Raw genomic sequence first — 20,914 nt, forward strand, 5'->3', positions numbered from 1 at the left:
GCTGCGATAAATTTATCAAGATGGGTAAAATAAATGCTTGATAATAGGAGGTAACGATACTGCCTCGTGTGGAGTGTTATACCCCTCGTCCCTTCGGGGTTGCGAGAACACGATGAAGCACTAACTTGTGTAAATTTGATTGAATTGTATAGATTTAGTTAAGTTTATCGTATCGGATTAGCCTTTTAGGAATAGATTCAGTTCAATGTCCAGTAGATATGAGAAGAGAAGTGTGGGCATTGCTAGCAGGTGAGTGGAAAAATTCAGAGCTATTATCTTATACAGAAGAATGTACATTAAAAGAATTAGATGAGAAGTTTGCACTTATACTGCAAGGAAAGTTAAAAGGAAGAACGGTTGTAAAGATGAAATGAAAAAAGAGACGCTTAAATTAGCGTCTCTTTCCTATTATAATGATTGTTTTAAATTTACTTTTCCTTGTTCGCCTAAAACACCATCAGCGATATTTACAGCGTGATCACCGATACGCTCTAAGTTACTTACCATATCAACGTAGATGATGCTTGCATCACCTGAACAGCTACGTTCGTTCAGACGTAACACATGGCGTTTACGTAAAACACGTTCCATTTGGTCAATTTTACGTTCTTTTGCAATAACAGTTTGAGCTAGTTCAGTGTCAAAGTTTGTTAAAGCATTGATTGCATCTTGTAATGTTGAAATTGTTAATTCAAGCATTTCATTTAATTCAGCTAGTGCTTCATCTGATAGTGAAACGCGGTTTGAAATTTGGAAATCTACAAGTTCTACAAGGTTTTCTACATGATCACCGACACGTTCAATATCTCCAACAACACCTGCTAAAACGGAATGTTTTTCAGAGTCTGTAGGTGAAAGTGGTTTTTCTGATAGTAAAACTAAATACTCAATAATTTTTTTATCTAAATTGTTAATAGCTCCTTCTAATTGAGTAGCCATGTCAGCATGTTTTTTATCTTGTGTATTTAAAAATTGGTTTGCTTCTTTTAATCCATGTAATGAAAACTCAGCCATACGAATGATTTCTTTTTGAGCTTCTGTTAAAGCGATAGCTGGAGATTGCTCAATAAAGATTGGATTTAAATGTTGCGGTTTGAAGTTAATAGATGCATCTTCACCACGAATAATTTTTGTTACAATCCAGGCTAATACTGCAATGAATGGGAACTGAATGATTGTATTCGTTACGTTAAACGTCCCGTGTGCAAATGCAATTGTCATTTCTGGATTTAAGTTTAATGACGTTTGGAAATATTGAATTAAACTTGTAAATGGTATTAATATAATCGTAAAGATAATGGTACCGATAATATTAAAGATAACGTGAACTAATGCTGCACGTCTTGCTGCAATTGAAGTACCGATTGCTGCTAATACAGCTGTAATTGTCGTACCGATGTTATCACCGAACAATACAGGAAGAGCAGCTTGTAAATCGATTGCACCTTGACCGAATAGTTCTTGCAAAATACCGATTGTCGCACTTGAACTTTGTACAATTAAAGTGAAGACTGTACCAACAACAATTCCTAAAATTGGATTATCACTCATGCTAACCATTAATTCTTGGAATGACTCTAAAGAACGAAGAGGTTTCATACCTGCGCTCATTAATTCTAAACCGAAGAATAACATACCAAAACCGAATACAACTTGACCTACAGAATGTACTTTTTTATTTTTAAAGAAGAATAGTAAGATTGCTCCAACTGCCATAACTGGGAGAGCGTATTCTCCGATTTTAATCCCGATAATAAATGCAGTAACTGTCGTACCGATGTTCGCACCCATAATAACACCAATTGCTTGTCTTAATGTCATAAATCCGGCACTTACAAGTCCGACTGTTAAAGCGGTTGTTCCTGAACTTGATTGAATTAATACTGTAACTAACATACCTGCTAGTACACCCATAAGAGGGTTTGTTGTAAAACGATCTAGAATATCGCGAAGACGATCTCCAGCTGCTTGTTGCAGTCCATCGCCCATGTATTTAATCCCGAATAAGAAAATACCTAATCCACCAATGAACTGGAAGATCATATCTTGAATATTGTATTCCACGCATTCCACTCCTTAAATTTCATGTACGATGTAATTATTAACTAAACCTTGAGGCACTGTAAACGGTTTATCAGTAAAATTTACACTAAATTTACAAAGGGATAAAAAGTTTACAAATCTTTAAAGAAACACCTGGATTTAATTGGTTTTTTAGATGATATATCTGATCGATTTGTAAAGAAGTCACATTTATCACACTATTTGCGGATAGTAAAAATAGGAGAGGCAAACTATCCAAATTGGATGCGCTAAGTAAAGTGTCACCTTATTTATAATAATGGTTCTTTGTATATTTTTTGATTAAAGTTAGAAAAATATGTAGGGGAAATGAGGAGGTTTGAAATGAATGTATTGAGTGAAAATGAAAAAAGCAGTGTGATTTTTTTAGGAATCCACTGCTTTTTACAAATGTGTATACATGATTTTTTGGTCTAAGTACTTCGAAAAAGAACCAATTAGCATTACCCAACGGCTTTTTCTTTTGTTTTATCCCCCTGTTTTTGCTTCCGTAAGCTTGTGATGTAAATGAAAAGAAAAGCGATAAGTAATAGAGAGGAATATCGATATACAGTTGCATAGTTGGTAAAGTGTGCAATGAATCCAAAAATAATCGCTCCAGCACCAATTCCAAGATCAAATGCTGAGAAGAATGTTGCTGTTGCTACTCCTCTCCGGTGCGGTGCTACTCGGTCAATCATCCATGCTTGTAGTGCCGGTTGAATTGCTCCGAAACCACTGCCGTAGCACGCTGCGGCAATAATTAAACTCGGAATTGTAGTTGTATACGACAGCAAGATAATACCTGTAAACGTAATAATAACTCCTGGAATGATGACGAATGTATGGCCTTTCGTATCATATAATCTTCCAGAAAACGGGCGAGTTACAGCGATTGCAAGTGCGTTAAATAAAAAGAAGAGACTGATATCAACAATCCCGACTTCTGTAGCAAATAATGTGATAAAGCTCCCAATTCCCCCGTACATTAATGTAATACATAATATTAATAATGAAGGAAGTAAAGCTTTACGCTCAATAAATCCATCGAGAAAGGTACCAGATGTTTGCTGTGGTGGTTGCGGCGATTTTTTGATTTGAAGTAGTTTCGTTAATATTAATGAAACTATTGTGCATGAAAGTGCACATAAAAAAAGAATCGTGAAGTTATATGCTTGCATAAGCCAAAGTCCGATAAGCGGACCGAGCGCCATGGCGATAGTTCCAGAAAGACCGAAATATCCCATGCCTTCACCGCGGCGAGCTTGCGGAATTAAATCTGAAACGACAGTTCCGTATGTAGTCGTTGTAATACCAAAACCAGCTCCGTGTAAAATTCGAACGGCAAGCAATAGGAAAACGGTTGAAGCGAAAAGATAACTGCCCATAGCGAGTAAACAAATAGCGGTACCGATCATTAAAATGATTTTTTTGTTGAATTTCTGCAAGGCATTTCCAGTTAGCGGCCTAATAAAAAGTGCTGCAACGGTAAACATGCCGACAACGAATCCGATATTTGAACTTGTGCCTCCAATTTCTTTCACATAAACAGGTAAAGTTGGAATTAACATTTGAAATCCTAAAAACATACATAAGTTTGCTAGAATTAGCGCAATAAACTCTTTCGTCCATAACGGTTCTCGTTTTACGAGTACTGCCTCTCCCATATATTCATCCCCTATATAAAAGTTTTCTCTATTCTTTCGAGTATATGTATTGGTCAACGTAACAGTCAAGGAAGGTGCCTTGAAAACGTATAACAATTTTCGAGGCGAAAAAACTGACAAATTTGTGTAAAAGCTACACAACTATGAAAAAAAGATGTAAAGTATAGATGTATAGACTAGATGTATAGACTAGTAGTTGTTATGAATGATAGAAATTGTTTTTTCTTTAAAGAAAGCGGATTCAAATTGTAGTAGAAGAAAAGGGGATACATACTTTTTCGCTACATATATTTGAAAAGGTTTACAATATGATGAAGAAAGAGGCGTGTACATATGAGACGATTAGGTATTTCTATTTATCCAGAACATTCGACAGTAGAGAAAGATAAAGAGTATGTAACATTAGCGAGTAAATACGGATTTACACGTGTATTCACATGTTTACTATCTGTGGATGGAGAAAAAGAGAAAATTATCGAAGAGTTTAAAGAAACGATCTCTCATGCAAATGCATTAGGGTTCCAAGTATTAGTTGATATTAGTCCGTCTGTCTTTACACAACTAGGTATTTCGTATAACGATTTATCGTTCTTCCATGAACTAGGTGCTTACGGTATTCGTTTAGATGTCGGTTTCTCAGGATTAGAAGAATCGATTATGACGTACAATCCATACGGTTTAAAAATTGAGATTAATATGAGTAACGGTACGAAGTATGTAGATAACATTATGAGTCATAGACCAAATCGTGAAAATTTAATTGGCTGTCATAATTTCTATCCGCATCGTTATTCAGGATTATCATACGATCATTTCATTAAATGCTCGAAACAATTTAAAGATTACGGTATGAGAACAGCTGCTTTTATTTCATCATTCGATGCAACATATGGGCCTTGGCCAGTAACGGAAGGCTTATGTACGTTAGAGCAGCACCGTGAATTACCGATGACAACACAAGCGAAGCATCTATTTGCGACAGAATTAATTGATGATGTTATTATTGCGAACGCGTATGCATCAGAAGAAGAATTACAAGCACTAGGTGCATTAAATAAAGAGAAACAAACATTTGATATAGAGTTATATGATACAACAACAGAATTAGAAAAAATTATCGTATTAGACGAGCCTCATTTTTACCGCGGAGATGTATCTGAATATATGATTCGTTCGACACAAAGTCGTGTGAAATATAAAAAAGAAGAGTTCAAACCGCATAATACACGCGAAATTAAACGCGGTGATCTTTTAATTGATAATGAACAGTATGGTCAATATAAAGGTGAATTACAAATTGCTTTAAAAGATATGGTGAATACAGGAAAAACAAATGTAGTTGGCCGAATTATAGAGGAAGAAATCTTCTTATTAGATTATTTACAAGCTTGGGATAAGTTTGGATTTACGCTAAAGAAATAATGAACGCGGGATAAAAGGGAAAAAACTACTGATTTCAGTGGCTTTTTCCCTTTTATATAAAGAGCGAGAGGAAGAGCTATGACAAAAGTGCATCAGCGATTAATTTCTATTTTAGAGGAGTTTTTAGAAGAGAAATCGATGTTAAATCGAGCTTTTTTAGCGAACCGTTTACATGTATCAACGAAGACGATTCAAAAAGATATAAAATTATTAAATGATATATTGGAAGAAAACGGAGCGAAAATTGAATCGCAAAGAGGGAATGGGTACGAACTAGAAATTATACAAACTAAGAAGTTTGAAGATTTTTGCGTAAATGTATTTCAAAAACAGACAGAAAAGATTCCAACTTCTTATGAAGAAAGAGTAGCCTATATTTTACACCGTATTTTAACGACAGATGGGTATGTGAAGCTTTCACAGCTAGCGGAAGAGATTTATGTGAGTAAATCTACTGTAAACTTAATTATGAAAGATGTTACGGATATTTGTAGTCGCTGTGAGTTACAAATTGAAAAAAGACCATATTATGGTATGCGTATTGTAGGAGAAGAATTTAATATTCGTTCTTGTTTATCACAATATGGTTTGCCACGTTATGACCATACTCCGTTTCATGAGAACTATGAGCAGACGGACACATATTTATCGTTACCCCATATTTCTCTCATCCGCTCAGTTATACTAAAGTATATCGAGGGAGGAACGATATATTTATCAGATATAGAAATTGATAATTTATCAATTCATATTGCGATTGCTTTAAAGAGATGCAGGGATGATCATTACATTCAAGCACTACATGTAGAGGAATCTGAACTTATAATAAAGAAAGAATATAAAATTGCGAAACAGATATTAGGGAATTTAGGGGAAGAGCTAAAACTTCAATTTCCAGAAGAAGAAATTTTATATGTGACGATGCATTTATTAAGTACTGCTGTTACAGCGAGAGATCGCTATGAAAATGTAGAAGAGCTATTAGGGAAAGACGTATATGCATTCATGCAGCATATTCTTTTCAAAGTAGCGGAAGAACGGAATCTTACTTTTTATTACGATGAAGAATTATTATTTGGTTTTGGTGTTCATTTAAAAACGTTATTAAATCGTTTGAGATATAAGTTAAATACGAGAAATCCTCTTTTGGCAGAAGTGAAAAAAAATTATCCATATGCTTTTGAAATTGCAGTTCTCGTTGGAGATATAATTGGTGAATATACGGGTGAATCCATTCCAGAGAGTGAGATTGGTTATATTGCCATTCACTTTGGTGGGGCGATGAGCCGCTTGCAGGAAAATAATCAAAAGAAAAGATGTTTATTAGTTTGTGCAACTGGTCAAGGGAGTGCACAACTACTGAAATATAAAATTCTATCACATTTCCGAGATAAACTAGAGATTGTAGGTATTACAGGGTACTATCAATTGAAAGTGGAAGATCTTTATAAAGATAAAATAGATTGTATTATTAGTACGATTCATATACCGAGTGGTTTGCCTGTTCCGGTTATAAAGGTAAACTCAATATTTGATGATAAAGAGATTAAATCAATTGGTAAGCAGTTATTTACACATGTGAATGATAGTATGCAACAATATATTAAGGAAGATTTGATCTTCTTAAATCGTAGTGCTTCTACGAAAGAAGAGGTTATTCAGTTTTTATGTGAGAAAGCTGCTGAGAAAAACTATGTACCCGCAAACTTTTATGCTTCTGTTATGGAGAGAGAGAACACATCTCTTACAGCGGTTGGAAACTTAGTGGCAATTCCGCATCCGATGCAATTATTAAGCGATACGACATTTTTGATGTTTTGTACACTCGATAAGGCGATTGACTGGGGAGATAAAAAAGTACAAGTTATTATTTTATTTAGTGTGAAGCGCAATAATAATGAAGATTTACAAAAGCTTTATGATTTTTTATATGATATTATGTCTAATCAAACTATAATAGAAAAATTGCATCAGGCTCAAGCTGTTGATGATTTTCAAGAAATCTTACTATCATTATGAAAAAGTATATTAAAACTTCCGTTACATAACGGAAGTTTTTTATGTTTAATTGTATGCGTTTTCATAATAAGATGAAAATATAGAAAAAACATAGCTTGGAGGAATTTAAAATGACTGATATGCAAACTCCATTTGCGTTAATTTTACATGGCGGCAACGCGAGAAGCGCGGCACTTGAAGCAATCGCTTTTGCAAGACAAGGAGATTTTGAGAATGCGAGTGAAAAGATGACACTTGCTAGTGAGGAAATATCATCCGCTCATCGTATTCAAACGGATTTAATTCAAGAAGAAGCAAGAGGCAATCATGCAGAGATAAGTTTATTATTAGTGCATGCACAAGATCATTTAATGAATGCCATTACAGTGAAAGAACTTGCTGAGGAATTTATTACTCTTCATAAACGAGTGGAAGAGAAAGTGACAGTATAATATGTACATTTTATTATGTTGTGCAGCAGGTATGTCAACGAGTATGGTTGTAAGAAAAATGCAAGAAGAGGCAAAGAAACAAGGAAAGGATTATAAAATTAAAGCAGTTGATTCGGAACTTGTGAAACTGGAAATGAAAAATGCTGATGTTGTTTTAATTGGACCACAGGTGAAGTATTTGTTTCCAGCGGTAGAGTTTCTTGCGAAATCATACGATATACCAGTTGCAATTATAGAACAACGAGATTATGGCATGTGTGATGGTGTAAAAGTGCTTAAGCAAGCTGAACAATTAGTTTTAATGTAATTATATTTTTTTAAACATAAACATTATAATGTTATAACTTTTGTTTTCGACAGATTGAACATAGGGAGGGTTATCGATGAATGGTTTTATGAGTTTTATGGAACAGAAGATTATGCCAACAACGCAAAAGATTGCGGGGCAACGACATTTATTAGCAATTCGAAATGGAGTTATTTCTACATTACCGTTAACGATTGTCGGGTCATTTTTCGTTATCTTTTTAAACTTACCAATTGATGCATATATGGAGTGGATTGCACCGTTTCGCCATATTTTAGATATTCCATTCCGATTTACAGTAGGCTTAATGGCGTTATACGCAGCATTCGGGGTAGGGGCTTCACTCGCGAACTTTTATCAGCTCAATCAATTAAGTGCAGGATTATTATCTGTACTCGCCTTTTTACTAGCATCAGTTGAACCAATTCAAATAACAAAAGCTGTACCAGGTGTTATTGATGCAGGTAGATATATTTCAGTAGGAACATTAAGTGCAACTTCTTTATTCGGAGCAATTATGACAGCATTAATTGCAGTAGAAATTTATCACTTTATGATTAAGCATAATATCTCGATTAAATTACCAGATAGTGTACCACCAGCAGTTGCAAACTCGTTTGCAGCATTAATTCCAACTTTAGTAGTTATTCTTTTATTCTGGGGTATTCGTTACGGTTTGAAATTTGATGTAAATACAACGATCACATATTTAATTGCACCATTAAAGTCAGTGTTAGTAGGTAATAATTTATTCGGTGGTTTATTAACAGTATTCCTAATCGTGTTCTTCTGGTCGTTCGGTATACATGGCCCAGCGATTTTAGGACCAATCATCCGTCCGATGTGGGATTCAGCAATTCTTGAAAATATGGAAGTGTTCACGGCTACAGGAAATGCACATCAGTTACCAAACTTATTTACAGAGCAATTTATTCAATGGTTCGTATGGATCGGTGGATCAGGCTCAACGTTAGCTTTAGTAATTATGTTTATGTTCTCTAAATCTAAGTTCTTAAAAGAGTTAGGTAGATTATCATTCGTACCAGGATTATTCAATATTAACGAGCCAATTATTTTCGGGGCACCAATTGTAATGAACCCGATCTTAATTATTCCATTCGTTATTACACCGTTAGTTACAACGACAGTATCATATTTCGCAGTTGTTTCAGGTGTGATTCCGCTCATGATGGCGAAGCTGCCATTTACGATGTTAGCGCCAATTGCAGCGATTATTAGTACGGACTGGACAATTATGGCTGGTGTACTTGTACTTGTTAACTTTGTTATCTCATTCGTTATTTACTATCCATTCTTCAAAATGTATGAGAAGCAACAATTAGCAGGAGAGGAGAAAACAGAATGCTCGGAGCAATTATCATCTTAATTACATTCGTGGCGGGGCAGTGTATTGCACATTATTCAAAGTGGGTACAAAGTAAATCGCTATTAGTTTTACTACTTGTGTCGATATTATTTATTGGATGTTCAATGGGAGCTTATGTGGTATTTAGTTTAGAATCACCGTACTTTATCATCGTACCAACGATTTTATGTGCAACATGTTTATCTGCAAAATATAGATTTACGAGCATGGCATTAATACAACGTGTGAAGGAGATGCAAAAGCATGGAGCGTAAATTAGGAATTTCACTTTATCCAGAGCATTCAACGAAAGAACAAGATATGGCATACATTTCGGCAGCGGCACGCCACGGTTTTTCAAGAATATTTACATGTCTATTATCTGTGAATCGTCCGAAAGAAGAAATTGTAGCTGAATTTAAAGAAATTATTAATCATGCAAAAGATAACAATATGGAAGTTATTTTAGATGTAGCTCCAGCTGTATTCGATCAACTTGGTGTTAGTTATAGTGATCTATCGTTCTTTGCAGAGTTAGGCGCGGATGGAATTCGTTTAGATGTAGGGTTTGACGGGTTAACAGAAGCGAAAATGACGAATAATCCATATGGCTTAAAAATTGAGCTGAATGTAAGTAATGATATTGCCTATTTAGAAAATATCCTTTCGCATCAAGCGAATAAATCAGCTTTAATTGGTTGTCACAATTTTTATCCGCAAAAATTCACTGGTCTTCCGTATGATTATTTCATTCGCTGTAGTGAACGCTTCAAAAAGCATGGTATTCGCAGTGCAGCCTTTATTACATCGCATGCAGCTGACATCGGTCCATGGGATATTAATGACGGATTATGTACGTTAGAACAACATCGTAACTTACCAATTGAAGTACAAGCGAAACATTTATGGGCAACAGGGCTTATTGATGATGTTATTATCGGAAATGCTTATGCGAGTGAAGAAGAGTTAGAGAAACTAGGAAACTTAAATCGTTACATGTTACAGCTAAAGGTACAATTTGTAGACGAAGCGACTGAAGTAGAGAAGAGAGCGACACTGCAAGAATTACACGTAAGACGCGGTGACATAACAGAGTATATGGTACGTTCTACAGAAGTACGTAAAAAGTACAAAGACTATGACTTCCCAGTGCGCGAAAGTGTACGACAGGAAAGAGGGCAAGTTGTAATTGGTAATAACCTATTCGGAAAGTATAAAGGTGAACTACAAATCATTCTGAAAGAAATGCCAATAGATGAACGGAAAAATATTGTCGGTACAATTGCAGAAGAAGAGTTATTCTTACTAGATTATGTAGGAGCTTGGACACAGTTTACTTGTGTGGAATAGGGAAGGTAAGAGAGGATGCTATAGCATCCTCTTTTTTCTGTTGAAATAGTAGTCTATCGTATATAGAATTCAAAGAGATAGATTTAACTTGGACGGGGGAGAAGGAGAAGGAGAAAGAATGTAAGAATCATAAAAAAAGAGTCAGTCTCAACGTTGAGACTGACTCTTTTTTATATAGTAATTAGTTTAAAACTTTCACTGTAACTGTTTTACGTCCCCAGTTACTTGATGTACCTTTATCTGGCATTAAAACATCGATTTTATTTCCTTTAATAGCTCCACCAGTATCACCAGCGATTGCTACTCCGTAACCTTCAACCCATACTTTTGAACCTAATGGAATGACACTTGGATCAACTGCAATTAGTTTCATGTTTGGATTAGCTGTTAAGTTATGACCCATAGCTGATTTTACTTGGTCTCCTGCTTTGTAACCATTTTCAAGTGGATCCGCTGTGTAAGCTGTTGCTTGAACTCTTAATTCACGAGAAGAAGATGGTGCACTTGTTTCAGTTTCTTTTGCAACAGGTTGTTGTGTAGCTGGTTTTTGAGCTTTAGCCGCTTCACGAGCTTTAGCTGCCTCTTGAGCCTTAGCTGCTTCACGAGCTTCAGCTGCTTCTTGAGCCTTAGCTTCAGCTTGAGCTTTAGCCGCTTCACGAGCCTTAGCTGCTTCTTGAGCCTTAGCTTCTGCTTGAGCTTCAGCTTCTGCCTGAGCTTTAGCTTCTGCTTGAGCTGAAGCTGCTTCTTGAGCCTTAGCTTCTGCTTGAGCTTTAGCTGCTTCAGTTGCTTCTTGAGCTTTAGCTGCTTCACGAGCTTTAGCCGCTTCTTGAGCCTTAGCTTCAGCTTGAGTTTCAGCTGCTTCACGAGCTTTAGTTGCTTCTTGAGCCTTAGCTTTTGCTTGAGTTTCAGCTACTTCACGAGCTTTAGTTGCTTCTTGAGCCTTAGCTTTTGCTTGAGTTTCAGCTACTTCCCCGGCTTTAACTGCTTCACGAACTTTAGCTGTATCTTGAACGTTAGTTACTTTTTCAGCTTTAACTACTGGCTGAACTTTAACTGGTGCTTTTCCTGTTAAGTAAGGAATGTGTACATAAGCTGTTTGGCCGTTATATTCAAATTGGATCCAATCATTTTGTACTTGGTGTGTTGTTTCGATTACATCATCTTTTTTCAATTTACCAAGAATCGCTGAATCTGTATTTGCTCCAGCACGTACGTTTAATACGTTTGCTGTTACGTAGTAAGTATCTTTTGTGTAGTCAGCGCTTATGAAAGCCTCTTTACCACTATTTAATTTAACTTTTGACCATCCGTTTTCTGTATGTAAAACGTTAACTTTATATCCATCTAATAACTTTCCGACAACTTGTGATTCAGTAGTTGGGTTTTCTCGTACATTTAGTACATCAGTCGTTACGATTGTTTCTGCTTTAGCAGATGTTGTGAAAATCCCAAGACCAAAAACCGCTGCTGTTGCTATACCCATAAATTTTTTCATAATAGCCTCCATTGCATTTGTTTTCGTTGACCTCATTATAGCAACCATTATTTTCTTATTTGCGGAAAACACAAAACTACAAAGCATTCGTAACGAGGCATTAATATTCTGTAATAATTCCATTAATATCCTGATAGCGTTTTCTTTGCGTTTTTGAGGGGATTAGAACATACGATTCATAAAATCAACACTTTTTTAATTACTAATAGATTAATGATGTATCAGTAGTGTTACTCAAATGTTTCTGTAACGTTACAAAAAAGGGATATTTAACTATTTGAATCGTAATGTAGTTATGAAAATATAATCTTCTTGTGTGTGAAGTCGTATATATAGGGGTGATTTTAATGAAATAGAGATATAATTGTTACAAAATAAGTTGTAGTATGGAAAAAATTACGCCTTGAATTTGTTCTTTTACATATTATTTTTGCAATAATAGGATTGCTTGATAGCTTTCGTGAGAAATGAAAGTTTAAATGATAAAAAGATAATCGCAACATGAAACATATATAATAGAAGAAACATGATTTAAAGGGATGATATCGTTATGAATTGGTTCGCGAGTTGCATTAGAATTATCCCGCTATTTGTGGGCAGTAAAACCCTCACCTCAAAATTCGGCTGAAGCAAAGAAGTTAGGTGGGAGATTAACTGCCCGTAAAAGACCGATTGGTGAAGGCTAATAATCAGTGGGGGATGAACAAAACCCCCACTGATTATAGTTTCACTTTATATAATAGAAGTTAGAGGTTCTTATTTTTGTCAAAACGTCGATGAAATTACATTTGCCTTCAACAAAATAAAAAACGTAGGAGTGTAAACTCCTACGTTTTTTATTTACTCATATCGTAAACATTCAATTGGATCAAGTTTAGCAGCTTTGTTTGCTGGTAGTAAACCGAATGCAATACCGATTAGCATTGAGATACCTACTGAAAGAAGTCCAAGTTCTTTTGAGATAACGAGTGGCCATCCGGCAAAGATTGAGACGATCCAAGCGAAGAAAATACCAAGCATGAATCCGATGAAACCACCGAGTCCTGTTAAAATACAAGATTCAATTAAGAATTGTGTTAATACTTTACCGCGCGTTGCACCAAGTGCTTTACGAATACCGATCTCACGTGTACGTTCTGTTACAGATACAAGCATGATGTTCATTACACCGATACCACCAACAAGTAAGGAGATAGCGGCAATGCCACCGAATACCATTTTCATCATACCGATGGATTCGTCTAATTGCTTCGTAAATTCACCTAAGTCCTGTGCTTCGAATTTGTGCTCGAATTTAGGAGCTTTCATGTCGTTTAAAACAGAAACAGCTTGTTTTTCTACACTTTTACGTTCTGTTGGAGAGGTCATTGTTAATTTTACAGAGTCATACTCATTTACTCCTGAAATGACAGGCGCGTTTTCAAGAGATGTATAACCTTCAGGCATAGCCATTCCAAATTCGTTTTTCGTTTCGTATACACCGACTATTTTATACGGCTTTCCTTTTACATCTGTGTATAGATTTGATTCCCAACCACTAAATAATTTGTTGAAAGCTTCTTCATTTAATATAACAGCAGGAATTGCTTGGTTTAATTCGCTGTCGTTTAATTCACGACCGTGAACTAATTTTATTTTCGAATCTGTCATAAAGGCGCCTGTTCCACCTTTTAAATCAAGAGAGACATCTTTTGAACCAGAAGATGCTTTTACTTTCATACTTACATCTGGATAAACATCTTTAACGCCTGGTACAGTTTGAAGACGTTTTAGCATATCAGGTGTGATTTTGGCACTATCAGTTCCATAATCAGGGTTGTTGTAGTAAATCGTTACTTCAGTATCTTTTCCTTGGCCTAACTCTTTTTTAAACTTTGCATTTGTACCATCACCCATTGAAATGATAGTAATAATGGCGCTAATACCGATAATAATACCTAGCATTGTTAATATAGAACGCATTTTATGAGCAAAGATAGAGGAAAGGGCCATGCGTATATTTTCACTCGTGTTCAAAATTAACCTCTCCAATCTTGGACGATATTTCCGTCACGAATTACAATTTGACGTGCTGCCGCTTCCCCAATTTCACGATCGTGGGTAATCATAATGATTGTTGAGCCTTGTTTGTTTAATTCGTAAAAGAGATCCATAATTTGTGTACTTGTTTTCGTATCAAGTGCACCCGTCGGTTCATCTGCTAAGAGAAATTTCGGGTTATTTACGATTGCACGTGCGACTGCGACACGCTGCTTTTGTCCACCTGACAATTCATTTGGTAAGTGAGTAGCACGATCAGCTAAACTGACTTTTGTTAAAGCTGCTAATGAGCGCTCACGTCTTTCTTTTTTATCGACTCCAGCGTAAATAAGAGGTAGTTCTACATTTTGAAGTGCTGTAAGTCTCGGTAATAACATAAAGTTTTGGAATATGAATCCGATCTCTTTATTACGAACATGTGCAAGTTCTGTTTCAGACATGTTTGAAATGTTTTGACCAGCTAGTTCGTACGCACCTGTCGTTGGTTTATCTAAGCAACCGATAATGTTCATTAATGTTGATTTACCAGAACCAGATGGTCCCATAATAGAAGTGAATTCTCCTTGGTTTAGTGTTACATCAATTCCATGTAATATTTGAACGGACTCTGCACCATTTTGGAAAGATTTCGTGATGCCTTTTAAGTTAATCATTGAGTGACAACCTCCATACCGTCTTTTAAGTCTTTTTCAGGTTTAGAGATAATTTCCTCTCCTTTTTTCACTCCAGAAACTTTTGCTTCGCTATCTGTCTCAAATTCAACAGTAACTGCTTGTTCTTTCGCTTTACCGTCTTTTACAACGAAGACAACATTTTTGTCACCTTTTTTCACAATGCTGCTTTTCGGAACAATCGTACCAGTTGCTTCGCCAGATTTACTTGTTACGTAAACATGGAAGCCGTTTTGTAATTCTTCACTATTATCTAATGTGACAGTGAATTGATAATTAGAAACAGTTTTATTTTCGTCCATGCTCTTTAATGGTGTAGAACCGATTTCTGTTACTTTTCCTGTCCAAGTCTTACCAGCGACAGTTTTTGATGAAACAGTTACTTCTTGCCCAACTTTCATACTAGCAAGTTCATATTCAGAAAGTTGACCTTTTACTTTAAATTGACCAGCGTGACGAAGTGTAATGCCACTCATACCTGTTTTTTCATCAGCAGTTTTTACGATATCATCAATTACACCGTCGGTTGGACTCGTTACAGAAAGTGTGTTTACTTTCTCTTTTGCTGCTTTAATCATTTCATCAGCTTTTTCTACTTCAAACTTTTTCATTTCAAGTTGTGATTCTAATTGTTGCACTTCGACTTCCGATGCCTTTAATGCTTCCTGAGGAAGACCTGCATTTTTATCTTTTTGTAATTTTTGTTTCGCTGCATCAATTTGTTTTTGATATAATGTCACTTCTTTTTGTGCAATTTTCTTTTGCATTTCTGCTTCTGTTACACCTTGTTTAGCAGTAGGGTCATTATATTTAAATAGAAGCTGACCTTTTTTCACTTCATCACCTTTTTTAACAGCTAATTCATACGTACCTTTTGTTGGATCGAATGAAATTGTTTCAATACCATTTGGAATAACTTCGCCGCCAAATTTTTGTGCATTTTCAATTTGTTTTTCCGTAATTTTATAACCGCTATATGCCATCGCTACTTCTGAACTACCGCCAGCAAATGCAAAATATGATCCAGCTGCAATTCCGATCGCTACTACACTAGTAATTAACACTTTATTTTTCTTCTTCATCTATTTATCACCTTTTCGTTCGTTTTAGTATCTACATTAAGTATAAAAGAGGTGAAGAATCTGACAAATCGTTTTAGCTTACAATAACCTTACAGTTTTGTAAGGTATCAATATGTAAATGTAAGGTAGAGGTTGTCCTAGTTTAAGCAAATGAATTGACTCGTTGTTTCTTTCTAACAATAATATTGTATGAAGGAGAGGAGGAAGGAAGATGGAAGCTTATTTTAGTGCGCATCCATTAAAACCATTTATTCCGTACTCGAGGCAACATGTCATTATATTATTTATTATGTTGGTGGGGATATTTTTTCTGTATCAATACCAAGATTTATTGCGTCAAAGTGAGTGGAATATAACGGTTCGATATGCGATTGCATTTCTATTTATAGGAAGTGAGATTGGACTTCATATGTGGGAATGGAAAGCCGGTATTTTTGAGCTAGGCACTTCATTACCATTTGAGTTATGTACGATTAGTTTATTGTTAGCATCGATTATGATTGTAACGAAAAGCTATCGAATATATGAGATTGTGTTTTTTACAGGAATTATCGGTGCATCGCAAGCCATTTTAACGCCGAACGTGCAATACGCTTTTCCGCATTTTCGCTTTATAGAATTCTTCATTGCACATGTATTACTCATTTGGGCACCGCTCTTTATGACGTGGGTAGAAGGATATAGACCTACCTTGCAATCGATTAAGCGTACGATGATATTTTTAAACATAGTAATTCCAATCGTTTCATTTGTTAATTATAAAACGGGTGGCAATTATATGTTTTTAGCTCATAAGCCAGAAACTGCTTCATTACTCGATATGTTAGGGCCGCATCCTTACTATATTATTTCATTAGAGCTAGCTGCGCTTATTGGATGTTTTATTTTGTATATGCCATTTGCGAAAAGAGAAGGGCATGCGCATAAAGAATCACTAGGATCATAACCTAGTGATTTTTTTATCATAAATATTTACAATTCAGAAAATTAAGAATAAAATTAAATAGTAAGTTATATAGAGAGAAGGGGGAAAATGGTAAAGAAAGTTTTTTTGAATGGGATGGAAATGACAATTCAATTTATCATTTCAATTTTGGGTATTATTTTTTTAGGGGCACTGCCGAAATTATTTTATGGATTTGAGCTGAATGTATCAGCGTACATAAAGAGTTTAAAAGAAGTATTTGCGAAATTAATGGATATTTCCAATATGCAATATGCAAGTGATAAATTTTTATTTCCACAGTTGTTTGTTCATTATAAAGAAACAATGGTTATTTTCTTGTCTGCATTTTGCATTTCATTATTTGTAGCATTTTGTATCGTTTATATGATTATGAGTAGTTCACCGCGTATACAACATCGAATTAAATCATTTCTCATCTTCCTAGAATCCATTCCAGACATTCTTCTTATTTTGGGATCACAAATTTTAGTTATATGGTTTTTTAAACAGACAGGTTTTTTACCCTTTCAAATTGCGTCAATCGGAGGCGAGTCTATTAGAGGATTGCCAATATTTTGTTTGAGTATACCGACTACGATTCTGTTTGTAAAACTGTTAGTGCTTCGTTTTGAAAATGAGCTAGAAAAAGATTATGTACTATTTGCTAAGGCGAAAGGGCTGAATCGTTTTCACATTTTAAATCGTCATATTTTACGAAATGTGTTGCTTAGTACACTGTTCTTTGCGAAAACGAATATTTTTTTTATGTTATCTAATTTATATATTATAGAATGGATTTTTAATACGAGAGGTATTTTTATGTTTTTGAAATCATATCCGGATATTAGGGTTGAGGTTTTCATCGTTAGTGTGCTGCTTATTTATATTCCGATTTTTATTTTGTTTAAATTGTTTCATTATCTCATTCCAGCTGCGATGAAGGAGAGGCTATAATATGTGGACGTATATAAAACACGATAAAAGATTTTGGATAAGCATTGGGTTTCTTCTCATATTAGTTCTTTTGAGCATCGGAAATACGATATGGAATGATGGACATATTAGACAAGTTACATTGCAATATGATGCGGATGAAAATCCACAAGTACCACCGTTCTCACCTTCATTACAATTTTTACTTGGGACAGACCGGAAAGGATATGACCTTTTACATTTAGTAATTGAGGGAGCAAAGTGGACGATTGGAATATCGTTTTTAATCGCATTACTTAGAATGGTAATGGGTGTGTTTTTCGGTGTTTTGCTCGGAACATACATAAAAAAAGGCTTTTCAAAGATTGAGGCTTTCTTTGATAGTTTTACAGTCATTCCAACAGTTATGATTGCGTATTTCTTGCTTCGCTCTGTGAATACCTTTGGAAATGGAGAGGAAACAACAACTTTTTTTGAAAGAGCTTCGTTTCAAGTGGTATTACTTGTAATGCTTGCGATGCCGGTTATTGCACTGTATGTTGCGAAGGAAGTTCGTAAATTACAAACGGAAGAATTTATTGATGCCGCGCGCATATTAGGTGGATCGAGAAGACATATTGTTATAAAGCATCTTTTTCCGCATCTTTATATGACGTTTATACTCGTATTTCTTCAACAGTTTACGCAAACTCTTACTATTTTACTGCACTTAGGGCTACTGGAAGTATTCTTTGGCGGAACTGTTAAGTTTTTCGGACCGGTAGAAGAAGTAGACTCTTACACGCATGAATGGTCAGGTTTAATTGGAGTATACTTTAGGTCATTAACAGTGCATCCATGGATTCCTCTCGTCCCAATTACATTTTTCGGGCTTACTATTTTTTCAGGAAATATGATTGTGAAAAGTATAGAAGAAGCGATGACAAAAGTTCGATTAGGGGGAGAGATAAAGAAGACGGATGTAGAAGAGGAACAATCTGCTGTGCAGTCAAAAGAAGAGTTATTTACTTTTAAACATACGATGTGAAGAACCTAGGAAACTAGGTTCTTTTATTTTGTTATATTACAATATCGTAAGAGAGATGTAATGAAAATCGATAGGGGAGAAATACAATTTCGTATACACTTCATGTATAGAGAAATGCGAGAGCAGGTGAAGGTATACGATGGATTTTTTAGAAGTATCAAAACGTAGTATAAAACGAAATATGAAAGATTATTTTCTATACTTTATTTCATTAGTAGGCAGCATTATTATTTATTTTACATTCGTATCGATTAAACGAAATGAAAGTGTAGTAGCTCTTTTAAAAGAATCGGATAAGGTGGAAACGACATTTACGTTTGCACAAATATTGTTGATTATCTTTTTAACGATATTTGTTTTTTATTGTAATAGCTTCTTTTTGCGAAAGAAGAAAAAAGAAATTGCGCTATACAGTTTATTAGGTATCCGTAAAGAAGAAATTGCGAAGTTACTCTTTTATGAAACGTTATTAGTTGGTGGTGCGGCAAGTGTGTTAGGTATTCTTGCTGGTTTATTTATAGCGAATATATGCGCAGGGCTTCTTGTGAAGTTAATGGGAAGTGCGTTTACTTTTACATTTACGATTTCATTTTTATCTATAGTAGAAGTTCTTATAACGATAGGCGCAATTTTCTTTATTGCATCATGGAAAAGTAAAAAGTTAATTTATGAGCATCGTTTAGTTGAATTATTATATGGTGAAAATCAGAGAGAAGAGGCACCCACGTATTCAAGTAAGAAGGCAAAACGAGCGATTGTTTTATTAATTACAGGTTATATCATTGCGCTACTTACACAAGTTTTTGGGTTTGGAGCCATTTTTATTACAGGTCTACTTATTTTTGGTTGTATTGTAAAAGGTACGTTTTTACTATTTGAGCAATATACAGTGAAATCACTCCATAAAATAAAGGGAGATAAAACGAAATATTGGAATGGAACGAACATTTTATCCATTTCTTCATTGTTCTTTAGAATAAAAGGAAACGTAAAGATGCTGGCGCTATTATCTTTATTAAGTGCGGTAACGTTATGTACGATTGGAATTAGTTCTAGTATGTATTATGGAGCGCAGAAGACAGCGGCATTAATGAATCCAGTTAGTTATGAATATGTAACAACTGGAAAAGGATTAGATAAGAAAGTTAGAGAAGAAATTCAAAAGCATGAGTTAGCAATCAAACATGAAACGTCTGTAGTTATGCTCTCTATGCAAGGGAAGATAGATGGAGAACAAATATTAACTGGGTACTTAATAGGTAATGGCAATGTACAAATTATAAAAGTGACAGATTATAATAAATCGGCTTCTATGTTAGGTAATAAACAAGTTATTCTCGGTTCGGAAAAGGAAGCAATTTTATTAGATCCGTATAAATCATATAACATTGAAAAGAATTCGCTTGAAGGAAACAACGTGTCCTTTGAAGGGATGAAGAATGGTATAACAATTGTTGAGCATCGTGAGGAAACAATTGTTAGTGCGAAACTTGCGCCAGTTGGACTTGTTGTTCAAGACTCGTTATTTAATAAGTTGCAGCAAGGAAATGCTGTTTCAACAGTTAGCGGATTTATCGTTGAAGGAAACGGTAGTAGAGAGCTAACGAAAGAGTTAGGGACTATCCTATCTAAGGAAGAAAAATTCCAATCATTTGAACAGGCGAGTCAAGCTGAGTTGCAAGATGGTGCAGTGTTGTTATTTGCAAGTGTATTTTTAGGGATTGTTTTTATTCTTGCTACTGGCTGTATTTTATACTTTAAACAAATAACAGAAGCGCTGGCAGAGCGACCAGCATACGGAATGTTAAAGAAAATCGGACTAACGAAAAGAGAAGCAACAGAGTCTGTAAGAAAACAAGTAGGAGCGATTTTCGTAGTACCATTACTGCTTGCGATTTGTCATACATTCTTTGCATTTTTAAGTTTGATGGGCTTTACAGGAATGTTTGAATATAGTCTTCCGTTACTAGGTAGTATAGGAGTGTATATCATGATTTACTTAGGCTACTATATGTTAACTGTTCGCTCATATACAAATACTGTATTCAGCGATAGAAAATAAAAAGAAGCAAGCATGGATTTCATGCTTGCTTCTTT

17 protein-coding genes and 1 pseudogene are annotated in these 20,914 nt (G+C 35.2%); 12 read left to right on the top strand and 6 right to left on the bottom strand.

Going from position 1 to position 20,914, the window contains the following annotated elements:
* Positions 1 to 176 precede the first annotated feature (176 nt).
* A pseudogene (locus MR066_RS18065) lies at positions 177 to 374 on the top strand (oxidoreductase); the annotation flags it as partial.
* Between the two features lie 34 nt (positions 375 to 408).
* Here MR066_RS18065 and MR066_RS18070 read toward each other — a convergent pair.
* Both MR066_RS18070 and MR066_RS18075 read right to left on the bottom strand, forming a co-directional pair.
* The gene (locus MR066_RS18070) at positions 409 to 2,064 is read right to left on the bottom strand and encodes a Na/Pi cotransporter family protein (protein ID WP_242248042.1); all 1,656 of its coding nucleotides are present in this window, start codon (positions 2,062 to 2,064) and stop codon (positions 409 to 411) included.
* Positions 2,065 to 2,525: 461 nt separating this feature from the next.
* On the bottom strand, positions 2,526 to 3,728 hold the full coding sequence (locus MR066_RS18075; protein WP_002140467.1) for an MFS transporter: 1,203 nt from the start codon (positions 3,726 to 3,728) through the stop codon (positions 2,526 to 2,528).
* Between the two features lie 333 nt (positions 3,729 to 4,061).
* Between MR066_RS18075 and MR066_RS18080 the strand changes: the two genes are divergently transcribed.
* The 7 genes from MR066_RS18080 to MR066_RS18110 all read left to right on the top strand — a co-directional run bounded on the left by MR066_RS18080 (position 4,062) and on the right by MR066_RS18110 (position 10,623).
* Positions 4,062 to 5,150, top strand: coding sequence for a DUF871 domain-containing protein (locus MR066_RS18080; protein ID WP_242248043.1), 1,089 nt, complete (start codon positions 4,062 to 4,064; stop codon positions 5,148 to 5,150).
* 78 nt (positions 5,151 to 5,228) lie between these two features.
* Positions 5,229 to 7,169 (top strand): BglG family transcription antiterminator, encoded by a 1,941-nt coding sequence (locus MR066_RS18085; RefSeq protein WP_242248044.1) that lies wholly within the window; start codon positions 5,229 to 5,231, stop codon positions 7,167 to 7,169.
* 110 nt (positions 7,170 to 7,279) lie between these two features.
* Positions 7,280 to 7,600, top strand: a complete 321-nt coding sequence (locus MR066_RS18090) for a PTS lactose/cellobiose transporter subunit IIA (RefSeq protein ID WP_002087442.1) — start codon at positions 7,280 to 7,282, stop codon at positions 7,598 to 7,600.
* Between the two features lies 1 nt (position 7,601).
* Positions 7,602 to 7,907 (top strand): PTS sugar transporter subunit IIB, encoded by a 306-nt coding sequence (locus MR066_RS18095; protein WP_016101755.1) that lies wholly within the window; start codon positions 7,602 to 7,604, stop codon positions 7,905 to 7,907.
* Between the two features lie 76 nt (positions 7,908 to 7,983).
* Positions 7,984 to 9,294, top strand: coding sequence for a PTS sugar transporter subunit IIC (locus tag MR066_RS18100; protein WP_242248047.1), 1,311 nt, complete (start codon positions 7,984 to 7,986; stop codon positions 9,292 to 9,294).
* On the top strand, positions 9,270 to 9,548 hold the full coding sequence (locus tag MR066_RS18105; RefSeq protein WP_061675597.1) for a hypothetical protein: 279 nt from the start codon (positions 9,270 to 9,272) through the stop codon (positions 9,546 to 9,548). Before MR066_RS18100 ends, MR066_RS18105 begins: the two co-directional genes overlap by 25 nt.
* Positions 9,538 to 10,623 (top strand): DUF871 domain-containing protein, encoded by a 1,086-nt coding sequence (locus MR066_RS18110; RefSeq protein ID WP_060750007.1) that lies wholly within the window; start codon positions 9,538 to 9,540, stop codon positions 10,621 to 10,623. The genes MR066_RS18105 and MR066_RS18110 overlap by 11 nt, the downstream gene beginning before the upstream one ends.
* Before the next feature lie 181 nt (positions 10,624 to 10,804).
* On the opposite strand, the gene entC is transcribed toward MR066_RS18110, so the two are convergent.
* The 4 genes from entC to MR066_RS18130 all read right to left on the bottom strand — a co-directional run bounded on the left by entC (position 10,805) and on the right by MR066_RS18130 (position 15,911).
* Positions 10,805 to 12,241 carry a cell wall-binding protein EntC gene (gene entC, locus MR066_RS18115; protein ID WP_242248051.1) on the bottom strand — a complete coding sequence of 479 codons (1,437 nt, stop codon included), beginning with the start codon at positions 12,239 to 12,241 and terminating at the stop codon, positions 10,805 to 10,807.
* 717 nt (positions 12,242 to 12,958) lie between these two features.
* Positions 12,959 to 14,110: an ABC transporter permease gene (locus tag MR066_RS18120; RefSeq protein WP_002029935.1), complete on the bottom strand. Its 1,152-nt coding sequence runs from the start codon at positions 14,108 to 14,110 to the stop codon at positions 12,959 to 12,961.
* A 26-nt stretch (positions 14,111 to 14,136) separates the two neighbouring features.
* A complete protein-coding gene (locus tag MR066_RS18125) occupies positions 14,137 to 14,811 on the bottom strand; it encodes an ABC transporter ATP-binding protein (RefSeq protein WP_002087431.1) in 675 nt (224 codons plus the stop codon).
* Positions 14,808 to 15,911, bottom strand: a complete 1,104-nt coding sequence (locus MR066_RS18130; protein WP_199663007.1) for an efflux RND transporter periplasmic adaptor subunit — start codon at positions 15,909 to 15,911, stop codon at positions 14,808 to 14,810. The genes MR066_RS18125 and MR066_RS18130 overlap by 4 nt, the downstream gene beginning before the upstream one ends.
* A gap of 211 nt (positions 15,912 to 16,122) precedes the next feature.
* On the opposite strand from MR066_RS18130, the gene MR066_RS18135 reads away from it, so the two are divergent.
* The 4 genes from MR066_RS18135 to MR066_RS18150 all read left to right on the top strand — a co-directional run bounded on the left by MR066_RS18135 (position 16,123) and on the right by MR066_RS18150 (position 20,879).
* A complete protein-coding gene (locus MR066_RS18135; RefSeq protein WP_215590766.1) occupies positions 16,123 to 16,857 on the top strand; it encodes a YwaF family protein in 735 nt (244 codons plus the stop codon).
* 87 nt (positions 16,858 to 16,944) lie between these two features.
* Positions 16,945 to 17,811: an ABC transporter permease subunit gene (locus tag MR066_RS18140; protein WP_242248053.1), complete on the top strand. Its 867-nt coding sequence runs from the start codon at positions 16,945 to 16,947 to the stop codon at positions 17,809 to 17,811.
* A 1-nt stretch (position 17,812) separates the two neighbouring features.
* Entirely contained in the window at positions 17,813 to 18,817 is a 1,005-nt protein-coding gene (locus MR066_RS18145; protein WP_088038539.1) for an ABC transporter permease, read from the top strand.
* 139 nt (positions 18,818 to 18,956) lie between these two features.
* Complete coding sequence (locus MR066_RS18150; protein WP_242248055.1) at positions 18,957 to 20,879, top strand: FtsX-like permease family protein; 1,923 nt, start codon at positions 18,957 to 18,959, stop codon at positions 20,877 to 20,879.
* The last annotated feature ends 35 nt before the right edge of the window (positions 20,880 to 20,914 follow it).

The sequence above is a fragment of the Bacillus cereus group sp. BfR-BA-01523 genome (assembly GCF_022662615.1).
GTDB lineage: Bacteria > Bacillota > Bacilli > Bacillales > Bacillaceae_G > Bacillus_A > Bacillus_A mycoides.